General features: G+C 42.8%; 13 protein-coding genes. 4 read left to right on the plus strand and 9 right to left on the minus strand.

All coding sequences use genetic code 11. The features are described 5' to 3' along the window. Positions 1-123: 123 nt before the first annotated feature. Positions 124-1,164, minus strand: a complete 1,041-nt coding sequence (locus RS891_RS18455) for an NAD(P)-dependent alcohol dehydrogenase (RefSeq protein WP_315796367.1) — start codon at positions 1,162-1,164, stop codon at positions 124-126. A 182-nt stretch (positions 1,165-1,346) separates the two neighbouring features. On the opposite strand from RS891_RS18455, the gene RS891_RS18460 reads away from it, so the two are divergent. Beyond that, a complete protein-coding gene (locus RS891_RS18460; protein ID WP_076289189.1) occupies positions 1,347-1,760 on the plus strand; it encodes a MerR family transcriptional regulator in 414 nt (137 codons plus the stop codon). A 92-nt stretch (positions 1,761-1,852) separates the two neighbouring features. Here the strand turns inward: RS891_RS18460 and RS891_RS18465 are convergent, their stop codons facing one another. The 7 genes from RS891_RS18465 to RS891_RS18495 form a co-directional block, all read right to left on the minus strand. Further along, the gene (locus RS891_RS18465) at positions 1,853-2,332 is read right to left on the minus strand and encodes a DUF6530 family protein (RefSeq protein ID WP_113054430.1); all 480 of its coding nucleotides are present in this window, start codon (positions 2,330-2,332) and stop codon (positions 1,853-1,855) included. A 103-nt stretch (positions 2,333-2,435) separates the two neighbouring features. After that, positions 2,436-2,795: a GIY-YIG nuclease family protein gene (locus RS891_RS18470; protein WP_113054431.1), complete on the minus strand. Its 360-nt coding sequence runs from the start codon at positions 2,793-2,795 to the stop codon at positions 2,436-2,438. A gap of 40 nt (positions 2,796-2,835) precedes the next feature. Continuing rightward, on the minus strand, positions 2,836-3,759 hold the full coding sequence (locus tag RS891_RS18475) for a vWA domain-containing protein (protein ID WP_315792813.1): 924 nt from the start codon (positions 3,757-3,759) through the stop codon (positions 2,836-2,838). Positions 3,760-3,929: 170 nt separating this feature from the next. Continuing rightward, entirely contained in the window at positions 3,930-5,060 is a 1,131-nt protein-coding gene (locus tag RS891_RS18480) for an AAA family ATPase (RefSeq protein WP_113054556.1), read from the minus strand. A 20-nt stretch (positions 5,061-5,080) separates the two neighbouring features. After that, positions 5,081-6,286 carry an MFS transporter gene (locus RS891_RS18485; RefSeq protein WP_315792814.1) on the minus strand — a complete coding sequence of 402 codons (1,206 nt, stop codon included), beginning with the start codon at positions 6,284-6,286 and terminating at the stop codon, positions 5,081-5,083. Between the two features lies 1 nt (position 6,287). After that, positions 6,288-6,767, minus strand: coding sequence for a DUF6530 family protein (locus tag RS891_RS18490; RefSeq protein ID WP_315792815.1), 480 nt, complete (start codon positions 6,765-6,767; stop codon positions 6,288-6,290). Positions 6,768-7,117: 350 nt separating this feature from the next. Next, positions 7,118-8,338, minus strand: a complete 1,221-nt coding sequence (locus RS891_RS18495; RefSeq protein WP_113054435.1) for an MFS transporter — start codon at positions 8,336-8,338, stop codon at positions 7,118-7,120. Between the two features lie 233 nt (positions 8,339-8,571). Here RS891_RS18495 and RS891_RS18500 point away from each other — a divergent pair, with 233 nt between their 5' ends. After that, positions 8,572-9,435 carry an AraC family transcriptional regulator gene (locus RS891_RS18500; RefSeq protein ID WP_315792816.1) on the plus strand — a complete coding sequence of 288 codons (864 nt, stop codon included), beginning with the start codon at positions 8,572-8,574 and terminating at the stop codon, positions 9,433-9,435. Between the two features lie 98 nt (positions 9,436-9,533). On the opposite strand, the gene RS891_RS18505 is transcribed toward RS891_RS18500, so the two are convergent. After that, positions 9,534-10,430, minus strand: a complete 897-nt coding sequence (locus RS891_RS18505) for a cation diffusion facilitator family transporter (RefSeq protein ID WP_113054437.1) — start codon at positions 10,428-10,430, stop codon at positions 9,534-9,536. Positions 10,431-10,743: 313 nt separating this feature from the next. Between RS891_RS18505 and RS891_RS18510 the strand changes: the two genes are divergently transcribed. Then, entirely contained in the window at positions 10,744-11,283 is a 540-nt protein-coding gene (locus RS891_RS18510; protein ID WP_113054438.1) for a GNAT family N-acetyltransferase, read from the plus strand. A 22-nt stretch (positions 11,284-11,305) separates the two neighbouring features. Next, positions 11,306-12,124, plus strand: coding sequence for a MerR family transcriptional regulator (locus RS891_RS18515; RefSeq protein WP_315792817.1), 819 nt, complete (start codon positions 11,306-11,308; stop codon positions 12,122-12,124). Positions 12,125-12,128 lie beyond the last annotated feature (4 nt).

The following is a 12,128-nucleotide window of genomic DNA, read 5'->3' on the forward strand; positions in this document are numbered from 1 at the left end:
GAATTCGTCGTATCAGATTAATACAACAGAAAATCCAATCGCAATGTTATGAGCGATTGGATTTTCTGTTTTTATAGTTGCAGTTCAAATGGTAAAGGCCCATACAATCTATTATAAAACAACTTAAATTGTGCTAGTGTCAATTACGAATCTGTACTTCACATCTGAAGCTAATACACGTTGGTAGGCCTCGTCAATTTGGTCAGCTGAAATAACTTCGATCATAGGGACGATACTATGTTCTGCACAGAAATCAAGCATTTCCTGAGTCTCACGAATGCCACCGATCATTGAACCTGCAAATGAACGACGGTGACCGATGAGGGACATCACGTTTACTGCCAAAGGCTCCCCAGGAGCACCCACATTAACCAATGTGCCATCCAGAGTGAGCAGTGAGAAGTAAGCATTAATGTCGATATTCGCACTTACCGTGTTAATAATCAGATCAAACGACCCGGCGAGTTTTGCGAACGTATCTGGTTCACTTGTGGCATAGTAATGATCTGCCCCGAATTGCAAACCATCCTCTTTTTTCTTCAATGATTGTGACAGAACAGTTACTTCTGCGCCCATGGCATGTGCAATTTTGACAGCCATATGACCCAGTCCACCCAGACCTACAACCGCTACTTTTTTACCTGGTCCAGCTCCCCAATGATTTAGCGGCGAGTATGTTGTAATACCTGCACAAAGTAAAGGTGCAGCGACATCCAGCTCGATGTTGTCTGGAATCCGAACGATGAACTCCTCGGTTACGACGATGTGAGTGGAGTATCCACCTAGTGTAGGCTCGCCGTATTTATCAACACCTGCGTAGGTGGGAACATTTCCTTTGAGACAGTACTGCTCTTCTCCTTGGCGGCAGTTCTCACATTCGCCACAGGAGTCAACCATACATCCAACCCCCACTCGGTCACCAACTTTGTACCTTGAAACCTCGGCTCCTACATCGGTGACAATTCCTGCGATCTCATGTCCAGGTACGAGCGGGTAGTTTACGGGACCCCATTCACCGTGAGCAGTGTGGATATCAGAGTGGCATATGCCAGCATATTTAATTTCGATCAGGACATCGTGCAAGTCCAGATCGCGTCGTTTAATCTCGGCTGCCCGGAACGATTGGTCCGGACCATCAACAGCTCGTGCTTTAGCAGTTATCATCATAAAACCTCCTAAGATTGTCATTCTTCCTTTTCTCTTGCAAAACGATCTTAATCCCTCTAGTTAACTCTAGGTCAACTCTCTTTAGAAACTTTGACATCTTGCAACCTGCGTGGTAGAATCCCAAAAGACAATCCTAGAGTTAGCTCGAAGTCTATATGAGTAAGAAAAGAGGAAAATAAATGACGTATTCAATTAGCGAGGTCGCTAAAGAATTGAATCTAACCGTATATACTTTGCGTTACTACGATAAGGAAGGACTCATGCCTTTTGTTGAACGTACCCCTGGCGGAGCACGAAATTTTAAAGAATCAGACATCGATTTTTTAAAGATCATTCAATGTCTGAAATCTACCGGGATGCCGATCAAGGATATCAAAGATTTTATTGCATGGTGTTCCGAGGGGGACTCCACCTTGCAAGAGCGATATGACATGTTCACGGAACGCAAGGCGAGTGTAGAGGCGCAAATGGAAGAACTTAGAAAGACTATGGAAGTTATTGAACATAAACGTGCTTATTACAGGACTGCTCTCGATGCTGGAACGGAAGAGATTCATAAAAGCAATCGAATGGGGAATTTCATTGCTAACTAAGTATGTTATATTCAACTCACATCAAAGAGCCTAAACATCTATAGATGTTTAGGCTCTTTTTGCTCAATCCCTTTATAAATGACGTTTTCCTGTTAATAACCCATATCCTTTAATATTTTGGACAATGTACGCAAACGCTCGCCGATCATTTCATCGTCATCACTCAGAGCTTGGCTGAACAGCTTAATATCTTCATTTATTCTCTCATTGTCCGTACAAATCTCCACGGACATTGCATCCCCTTGCAGTCCAACACGATCGATGACAGGCTGCTCCGGGTCATATAAATGCTCATATCTATAGGCCTCGCGAAAATGTTCCAAAGACCGACAGATCAGAATGGACAAATCCAACACGCGATGGAGAGGCAGTTCTTCGGATTGTCTGGACCACTTTTCTCCGGTATATCTCCATACTTTGGCTGAAATATCAACCTTTCCTCTATCGTTCCACTGGGCCAATCCCAGGGAAAGACCTTTTGCGTCCGTGTTCCCGGCCATTCGGCCATCAACCTTTTCATAATTATCCGATACGACAACAGGTTTATGTTTTAACGTTGTAGGTATTTTCAATTTCATTCCCTCATTCCGTTTACCTTTTTACTAATTTACTAAACGACGGTTTCATCTTATCTTGATTTTAACCGTTAGTCAAATCAGTCTCCTGTTACAAGATCTAATTCTTTGGAGGTCTATTATAGCCTTTTTCTCCATAGGGCTGTAACTTCTGAAGCCACGGCTTCAGGATTTGTTTTTGTTCCCAACGCACATCCGTCACCTTATCGATGTCCTTCTGTTCCAGTACCTCATAAGTGAATGCCTCTTCTCCGAATTCTTTCCATTCTTTTTGTAACTCGGCATTCGCAAATCTTCCTTGATCCAGTTGCATCTGTAGAGTAAACCATTTGTTTTTCAAGTTGGGATAGCTGTCGATATAGATTTTTCCGTTAACTTTGTTTTTAATTTGGGCTACACCCATATACGTCTTGATCTGCTTATATTCCTCCAGCAGCTCCCTGCGCTTATTCATATCCATCTCTCTCTCTCCTTATCTTAGTTAATATACATTGGTAAAATTATAAATACCGAGCGATAATCCGAACTAATTTTGCAGGAAATTCACGTAAATTGGTAATATCCAAAAATCGTTCATGACCATAAATCTCGCTAATGACATCTTTGTCTTGACCAATTGCAGATGCAAGGAAAGTAACTCCTTTCCGTTCATATGCCTCTATGGTTTGCTGCATGTCTCTGATGGCATAGCTTCCAGTGTAATTTTCCATTGCTTTGGGCTGTCCATCACTGATACTAATTAGCAACTTGGTCTGCTGCGGTGCAAGCACTAATCGTTCTGCCATAATTCTAAGAGCCATTCCATCACGATTGTTACTTCTGGCCTGAATTCCCATGAGTCTGAATCGATCGTTAATATTCGGTTGATCGAGATCAGTATAAGCAAAGATCGACATCTGCTCCATTCTGGAAACATCCGCGGTATCACCGTAGATTAATACTGGAATATTGCTGATTTGACAAAATTCATATACCGCGATGACTGCACGCTTAGCTGCTTCTAATCTCCCAAACGCTGACATCGATGCTGATTCATCCACTCTTAGACCTACTACAAGGGATGGCAATTCCGTCGGAGGGCTTTTTTTTGCAAAATGCCTGTAATCCTTATATACGACGCTGTCTGCATGAAACTTGCTGCCATAGTACTTATTCTTCTCAAATTCAGATGAAGACTCATGTTCCAACAGCGGGAGTGTCTTTCTCGCAATCTCCTGTACTACGGGTATAAGCTTTCTGCTTAGATTGTAATATTCCTCTTGGAAGTCATAATCGTAAGCCGGGCGGTGAACGATGAGTTTTACTTTTTCATGAATCGAATCCGCCACGCTCTCTCTTGTGACTTGATTAAGCTTTTTACGGAAATCGCGCTCTTTTTGTTTTTCTTCCTCTGACTTGGATTCGGGATTGGTCTGATGATACATTGGAGAAGCGTCTTCTCCCGTATCCTCCCTTCCCATATCCGCAGAGTTAACGGATACACAAGCAGCAGACTCTTCACTATCCGCAGATTTCTTTAGTGTGATCCCCTCTTCATCTTCAATACTCTCATGCTCAACGGCAATGTCATCACTGTCTCCCCATATCTTGATCTCTATGGCAGAGTCATCGTTGGATTCCCGTTTTTTTTTACTTCATTCGTGATGCTCTCTACATGGGTAATCAGATCATGCTTGTGGAGTGCTTCTTCCAGGATTTTAATTTCCTCTGAATCGGTCGTTATTTTGTAGATAACCTTGTGATAAAGAGATTCTTTAGCCGAGGCTCCTCCCGCAACTGCATCAGTCCAATAGAAAAAAGAACGCATTCCAGCCACACCTTTGATGGCATTGGCTCGGGCTGTAGTGTCCAAAATCATAATCGTATCCGCTAACACACTTAATACCTGCTCATCCTCATAACCAGTTTTGACTTTGGCACGTTCCATCATGATTTCTTTGCTCGGAAGATCCATCTTCTCCGAGTGTTGAACCCTGTCCCGAAGCGCTTCATTTAAATGCCTCGACCCTACATAACTGCGATTGGTTGTAATGACCGCAATGAAGTCCGGATGTCTGTGTATGATTTCAGTAGGTAGATTAATACTACCGTCCAGTTCCAAAGCAGAATTTAACGCCATCAACACTGCTGCATCCCGAATGACATTCGGCTCCTGTATTTCCAGAAGATAACCCTTTTGATAGGCTCTAACGATCTCCGAGGGATAAAATCTGTACTCAACGGCTTCTCCGTCCGTCTGATCTACAACCAGCTTCAGCAATTGTTTCATCTTGTTCGCTGCTTGTTCTTTTGAAATATCCAATGCACTCATTATTATTTGCGTTGTGCTTTGAAAATGATCGCTTTCATACAATGCTTTCAAAGCGGTTTGCTCCGAGGGTTCCAATGTCTCTAATCGTTCAGGAGAAATCACCGGCAAAATAGCACCAATAATATCCGATTTGTCCATATCTGCAAAACAGGTCACTTTCGTATAAGGCAATCCGAAATTAGCGGATAATGCTTTTGCCAATTGTGTTTTGCCAGAACCGGCATCTCCTTCTAGGAGAATATTGGAAATCTTCATTTCCCCACGATGCCAGTTTCGTTTTACTTCTTTAGTAATACGTCGTTCTTCTTCGCTCGACATATGAGACAATGGCTTCTTCCACACCAGCTTTTCTTCTGCATCTGTTAATGCTCTCTGAGGTGATAAGAAATATTCTTCATGTTGATGTTCCTGCATTGTTTTCTCCTCCCTGTCCGTCATGATGTAGTTTCCTCGGCTTTATTTCTTCTTTCAATGACGATAGGAAGCAATAATAACGCACCGATTATCACAAAAACACCACTCCCTATAAATACACTAAGCAGGGAAAACGTATCTTTGAGATATCCAGAGGTAAGCATGCCAATCACCATCATTCCCATAAAAATCGGCATAATTGCTCCGGATACCCGGCCAATAAATGCTCCTTCCGTATTCCGCACAAGAAGCGTCTGAATTCCACCTTGAATACACGGGAAGAACAAACCACTAATTACGAGCAGAATAATGGTTAACCAAATTTGTGTTGATGCGCCCATGCCAACCGTACAGATTGCATTAACAAGTAAACCAACTAGAAGCAATAACTGTGGCTTCACCTTTTTAGCGATTGCGATGATCACTGCACCTCCGACCAACATGGCCGCCCCATTCGCCATCACCAGCCATTGCAAGAACTCTTTATCCTGACCCAAATTTTCAATGACAAGAAAGAGCTGAAGCGGCTGAGTCAGTCCTGATGCCAAACCAACTGCCGAGAATGTTAATCCAAGTGTTCTCAAGGATTTATTCGCCCCGATATACCGCAGGCCATCTGTCAGCTCTCTAACGAAGCCGCCAGTATTCCCTGAGTTCTCCTCCTCTACATCCTGAGGAAGTAATGATAATACAAGCGAAGAACCCACAAACATAGCCGCAGTCAGGATGAGGGATACGCTAATGCCAAACTTTATGAAAATAAAAGTGCCAATGACCGGCCCCAAAACCATAAAGACAGCAACAAGCGTTTGGGACATAGCCATTACGCCCTGCAATTGTTCGGCTGGTACATGCCTTTTGTACAGTTTCATCGCTGAAGGCTGAGAAAACTGTGACAAACTGGCAGAAACGAAAGATCCAATTAGAAGTGCAATCCATCCACCGTTCATGACCGTAAGCAATACAACACCAACGGCCAAACCTGATAATAAATCACTCCATACCATTGTTTTTTTCGGTCGCCAGCGATCGGCAAAAGTACCACCAATCAGACCAAATATAAAGATTGGTGAAAATTCCGCTACCGAAATCAGTGATATATCAACCGGATTATTATGCGTCAATTCGGAGACATAAAGAAGAACGGCATAATTTCTGATCCAAATTCCGAGCTGCAAGAGCACCCGGGAAAAAATAATAGTTCGAACATATGGATTGGCAAACATTTCAATACCCCATATCCTTTAAGATTTTTGCTAACGCGCGCAGCCGTTCACTATTCATTTCATCATTATCTTGAAGAGCCTGGCTGAATAACTGAATGTTCTCATTGATGCTCTCATCGTCTATACAAACTCCCACTGTCATGGCACTACCTTGAAGAGCAATGCGATCGATGACAGGCTCCTGTGGATCATAAAGATGTTCATGTCGATAGGCCTCTTGAAAATACTCGAGGGATCTACAGATCAGAATCGACAAATCAAGTACGCGATGGAGAGGCAGCTCTTCTGATTGCATTGAGCATTTTTCTCCCGTATTTTCCCACGCCTTAGCCGATATATTAACCTTTCCCCAATCGCCCCACTGGGTCAAGCCCAGTGAAAGGCCTTTTGCGTCCAGGTTGCTGGCCAGTCGTCCATCCACCTTTTCATAGTGCTCCGCTACGACAACAGGTTTGTGCTCTGGAGCAACTGCTTCTTTCATTTTTATTCCTCCTATTCTCTAAATTTTTTTATTCAGTAATTTAGTAAATTACTAATTTACTAAATTACTGAATTACGGCTTCATTCTATACAGGATATCTTCCTTCGTCAACCGTTTTTTTGAATGCTTCCTTTCCACTTTTGTTTTGAACAAAAAAGTGATCCATGGGAAAAAGATGCTGTTCAGCTTAATTTCACAATAATTTTTTTCTAGAAATGTATCCGAAAAAACAAAAAAAGCCGCTAAATTAGCGGCTTTCCGTGCTCGTACATGTATGGAAATTTCGTTTCAATTTGCTTGCTCAATGAAACGTCACAATTGTGGACTAGAGAAGCAGACTTCAGGAGCCACTAATTGGTACTTGGAATCGAGTAGTCTACTTTTGGAGCAGTGACACCTTCCGGCTTCAATTGAATGGAACGCTGGCAGATCGCTGTGATCACAAAAGCCATCAAAGCTAATATCACAGCTACTGGTGGCACCCACTTCACACCACCTAAATTGACAGCAAGCCCGCCAACTCCGGAGCCGAGGGCTATCCCCACGTTTGCCGCCACGGGCAGCAACGTGGATGCGAACGGTCTGGAATTCGGCGCGATTGCTCCAGAGACGTCGAACAGATAGAGCTGGGAGGCGGCGCTCATGGATGATGACAGGCAACCGATCAGGAACAAAAACGCCAAGCCCAGCCACAGGTGAGACACAGTGAAGCTGAGTCCCATAAAGATGGCAGCTTGAATGACGAAAAGCCATTTAAGCTTAGGTAAGAAATCTCCTTTAGCTATTTTGGCACCGATCCAGTTGCTCAGTATGCTGCAGGCACCGTAGATGAGGAGTACAGCGCTAATCCAACGCGCAGGTACACCCATGGAATTCCCCAGCAAAGGAGTAATATAAGTGAAAACCACAAAAATACAACTGTTTCCAAGAACCGGAATCAAGCAGGCCAGCAATATGCGCGGCTTCATAAATAGCGTCATCTGATCGCTGAATGAACCGGCAATGGTCGTTGTTTGTCGCGGAAGAATTCGGAACATGAATATGAATGGCACGACCCCGATGCATGCTGTAACAACAAACGTCATGGACCAGTTCAGATGCTGTCCGATGAACGTGCCGAGAGGAACGCCTAGCACATTGGCTATGGAAAATCCGCCCAGTATCCAGGCGATTGCTTCCCCTCTACGCTCCGGGTTAACAGCGTCGCTTGCAATCGAGATCGAAAGCGATATCGTAAGTCCGCATGCTACTGCTGAAACGATCCGAATAACCATCAAGGAATAGAACGTCGTTGAGAAAATGGTAAGTACGTTCAAGGCAAGCACGACTGCAAACCCGATTAAAATGGAGTTTCTTCGGGGAATTTTGGCTAAGAAAGCAACGGCAAACGGTGTTCCGATTGCATAGGCAATGGCGAAGCCGGATACGAGCGCGCCTGCGGCAGCCAGCGATACTTTCATATAGGTTTCGATTTCCTTCAATACGCCCACAATTACGTATTCGGTTGTTCCCAATACAAAGCTAACCAATGTAAGTGTTAAAATAAGTAAATTTTCTCTTTTTCTAGTCAATAATAAGCCCTCACAATTCTCTCTAATGTTGCAAGCGTTTCATTTTCTTAAATGAATTCCATTCTTAACAAATTATGCTTTCACATCCCTTCCATTCGATATATAGTACATATTATTGAATAGTGAAATTGTACTGTCAGACATGCTAAGCGACAATCAAGGTTGTTGTGATCTTCATCCAAAACATTATGTATGTTGTCATTTCACCACAGAATCTTGAAGGGAAGACATTAATGAATACACGCCATGAACCCGACCGACTACATGAAGATCAAGATTGCATTATTATTTATGTAGGGAAGTTGGCAGATAATCCTCATTGGAGTTTTCCCACCCACAAGCATGACGATTTGCATGAGATTATTTATGTTAATGAGGGTCAGGGCTCGTTCACGATTGATGGGACAAAGCACTCGGCTCAAAAGGGAGATGTTCTTGTATATAACAAAGGCACGCTTCACGAGGAAAGATCGGACCCGGAATTCCCTTTATCCACCTTTTATTGCGGCTTTCGTTTCAAAGCGGGCACCCGCACCAACAATGATTGGGTTATTCCTCCTGGCAGCGATCCAGTCGTTCGTGCCAATCGTTATTCGGAAGAGATTCGGTCATTAATGCAGACCATGTTTAATGAATTTTCGATCCGGGAAGAAGGTTATAACTCTATTTCCCATCATCTGCTGAATGCCGTGCTGCTGATTATCGATCGCATGTCTCACCATCAGCTCACAGCAAATGAGATCGTTCAAAGCAATACCCTCGCTGAAAGTATCAAAGATTATCTGGACACGAACTATCGTCAAAATATTAAGCTGAAAGACTTGGCTGATCAATTCCATATCGACTTCTATTACTTGATTCATATGTATAAAAATTGCTACGGTACCTCCCCTTATCATTACCTCATTCAACGAAGAATGGGCGAAGCGACCCGATTGTTGGTTTCAACCAAGAAAAAAGTATGGGAAATCTCCAAGTTGGTTGGGTACGAGAACCCAAACTACTTTACGATTCTATTTACCAAAACAGTCGGTGAATCTCCGAGAAGTTTCCGCAAAAGAAACCAAAAAGACATGTTCGGTGACCCTTCCAACTAAAAAACAGGTAGCCTGAGGGCTACCTGTTTCGTCATAAGTCAATAGAGTATGTCCATGTTTATTGGCAAGTCCTTATATTTGCCTCTCATGATTTATAATTAAAGTGCTTCGTTAGGGGCTTCATCCGAATCTGGTTCGACATGAACATGAACAGTGTATACCTCATGTTCCTTTAACAATTCGTCTTCTACATTTGTTGAAATATCATGAGCTTTCTGAAGATCCAAATCCGATCGTACAAGGATTACCACATCGACAACGGCATTATTACCGTAATTCCGGGCTCTTAAATCTTTAACCGCCTCTACGCCATCTACATTGGCAATTGTGCTCCTGTATTCCTTGATTAGCTCTTCGTCAAATCCATCTGTAAGATGGTGTGTTGCTTCACGAAAAATGTCCCAAGCGGTTTTACATATTAGAAAGCCCACCGCTACAGCTGTTAATGGGTCGAGCCATGGTAGGCCGAATTGTGAACCAATAATTCCTATAACTGTTCCTATACTAACCCAGGCATCAGAGATATTGTCTTTTGCAGCTGCCATAACCGCTTGGCTCTTGATCTTCAAAGCAAGTTTTTTGTTATATCTGTATACCAGATACATCACAGCGGCACATAATATGCCTGTCCAGGCTGCAATGATATCCGGAGATTCGCTTTTTCCCTGGAATACGGATGTAATCGCTCCGTAAAGCACTTGCAGCCCAACTACCATCATTATGAAAGACGCAACCAGTGAGGCAACGGTCTCTGCTTTCCAATGTCCGTATGTATGATCTTTATCAGCAGGTCGTTGAGCAAGTCTCAGACCGATAAGAACCGCGATCGAAGCAATAATATCGGTAGCATTGTTTAAACCATCGGCTTTTAAAGCCTCAGAATTAGACATATAACCAATAATCATTTTGATTGCAGTCAAACAAATATAAGCAATAATACTGATGATTGCTCCCTTTTCACCCAATTTTAAGTTGTCATACTTTATTTGCTCCACTAACGTAATCCCCCTGATTCCAACTGTTTTCTAGCACTTTACGATGGTATCATCACGATGTTGTGTGGGTCTAGAGAAACGTTTTGAACCAAGTAAAACAATGTCTGTACAACGAAAGAGTTTGACCTCGTCCAAAAAAAGTTGCGATAAGTAAACTTTTAAATATTGTGAATCGCCCTCCTTTATCCACTCACAATGCTTTTATCACTTCGGTCTGCCCAACTTTTCCGCCATATTGCTTGACTCTGGTATCGTACCAGGGTTTAACGTGGTTTATAACAAATATGGCTTTACGAATCAGGAGTGGATTAAGATGATGTTGCAAAAACAGTTTGACCAAGCGTTTGAAATTATGAAGAAATCGTTTCCCGAAGCCGAATATCGGGAATATTCAGAACAGAAGAAGTTGCTGTCCCATTCAAGTTATCGCCTTCTTACAGAGGTTAATGAGCAGAATGAAGTGATTGGATTTCTCGCAGGATGGGAGTTCGATTCGTTCAGATATGTTGAGCATTTGGCTGTTTCCCCGAACATTCGTGGGGGCGGCATAGGCAAGCGGTTAATGGAGCGTTTCATGAATCATTCCGCCAAGCCGGTAATATTGGAAGTCGAATTGCCGGAAGATGAGCTTAAGCGGAGAAGGATTGGATTTTATGAGCGCCTGGGATTCTGCCTGGGAGATCATTCTTATGTTCAGCCACCCCTTCGTGCTGTAAGTCAGCAAACCTTACCTTTACAGATCATGAGTTATCCGGCAAAGTTGACCCCGACACAATTTGAAATGGTGAGAAAATTACTGTATAAGGAAGTGTATGGCGCGACTTCAGCATACGCGCACGCATATAATAGCTAAATGCAAACGAGGAAGAAAACCGATGAAAAACGATTATAAAATCAATGAAATCTCGAAGCTTTACGGAATAGGTGTTGACGCGCTGCGTTATTACGAAAAATTAGGATTGCTCGTGCCTCGGCGAGACGGAAACGGATATCGTCTGTACAGCCTTCAAGATATGTATAAGCTGAACATCATCCGGGACCTGCGCCAGTTGGATTTTACCATGCAACAGATCAAAGCGTATTTAGATCAGCAAAGTGTCGAAAACACACTTGAATTGTTATTGACTGAACAGGAACTGATTAAGGAACAAATAGCCAAGCTCAAAACTACGCAGCGTATTATTCAGGGCAGAATCAAGGTATTGACTGACGCAAGCAAAATACAGACAGGAGTTTTCTCCATTAAAACGTATCCCGACCGGCCGTGTCTTCAGCTCAATACACGCATAACTAGGGATGAGGAGATGGATTATGCCATTAAGAAGCTGCATCAAAAACATAAAAGTCTCATTCCAGACTTCGGCAACCAATTATATGGTGCATCCGTGTCCCTTGAGGAACTAAAACATGGCGTGAGGGATGTTTTTAACTCCGTGTTCTTTATTTTTAATCCTGGTGATGCTGCAAGGATTGATTATGATTACATCCTGCCAGCTGGTGAGTATCTTTCCCTTTTTTATAGGGGTAACTACCTTCAAAGTTATGAAAAAATGCTTGAAGTCGTTGCTTATGCGGAGGAAAAAGGGCTCTGTGTAATGGATAATCCTTTTGAAATCTATGAAATTGATAATCGTGATACGATCATCACTGATCAATTTCTGACCGAAATACAGTTGCGGATTGCCAAAGAATGATGAG

The sequence above is a fragment of the Paenibacillus sp. BIC5C1 genome, assembly GCF_032399705.1.
Taxonomy (GTDB): Bacteria; Bacillota; Bacilli; order Paenibacillales; family Paenibacillaceae; genus Paenibacillus; species Paenibacillus taichungensis_A.

Bases quoted from the DNA above. Each gene is read 5' to 3' on its own strand.
- RS891_RS18455 (WP_315796367.1), bottom strand. From the start codon at position 1,164: ATGATAACTGCTAAAGCACGAGCTGTTGATGGTCCGGACCAATCGTTC.
- RS891_RS18460 (WP_076289189.1), top strand. From the start codon at position 1,347: ATGACGTATTCAATTAGCGAGGTCGCTAAAGAATTGAATCTAACCGTA.
- RS891_RS18470 (WP_113054431.1), bottom strand. From the start codon at position 2,795: ATGGATATGAATAAGCGCAGGGAGCTGCTGGAGGAATATAAGCAGATC.
- RS891_RS18475 (WP_315792813.1), bottom strand. From the start codon at position 3,759: ATGTATCATCAGACCAATCCCGAATCCAAGTCAGAGGAAGAAAAACAA.
- RS891_RS18480 (WP_113054556.1), bottom strand. From the start codon at position 5,060: ATGCAGGAACATCAACATGAAGAATATTTCTTATCACCTCAGAGAGCA.
- RS891_RS18485 (WP_315792814.1), bottom strand. From the start codon at position 6,286: ATGTTTGCCAATCCATATGTTCGAACTATTATTTTTTCCCGGGTGCTC.
- RS891_RS18490 (WP_315792815.1), bottom strand. From the start codon at position 6,767: ATGAAAGAAGCAGTTGCTCCAGAGCACAAACCTGTTGTCGTAGCGGAG.
- RS891_RS18500 (WP_315792816.1), top strand. From the start codon at position 8,572: ATGAATACACGCCATGAACCCGACCGACTACATGAAGATCAAGATTGC.
- RS891_RS18510 (WP_113054438.1), top strand. From the start codon at position 10,744: ATGATGTTGCAAAAACAGTTTGACCAAGCGTTTGAAATTATGAAGAAA.
- RS891_RS18515 (WP_315792817.1), top strand. From the start codon at position 11,306: ATGAAAAACGATTATAAAATCAATGAAATCTCGAAGCTTTACGGAATA.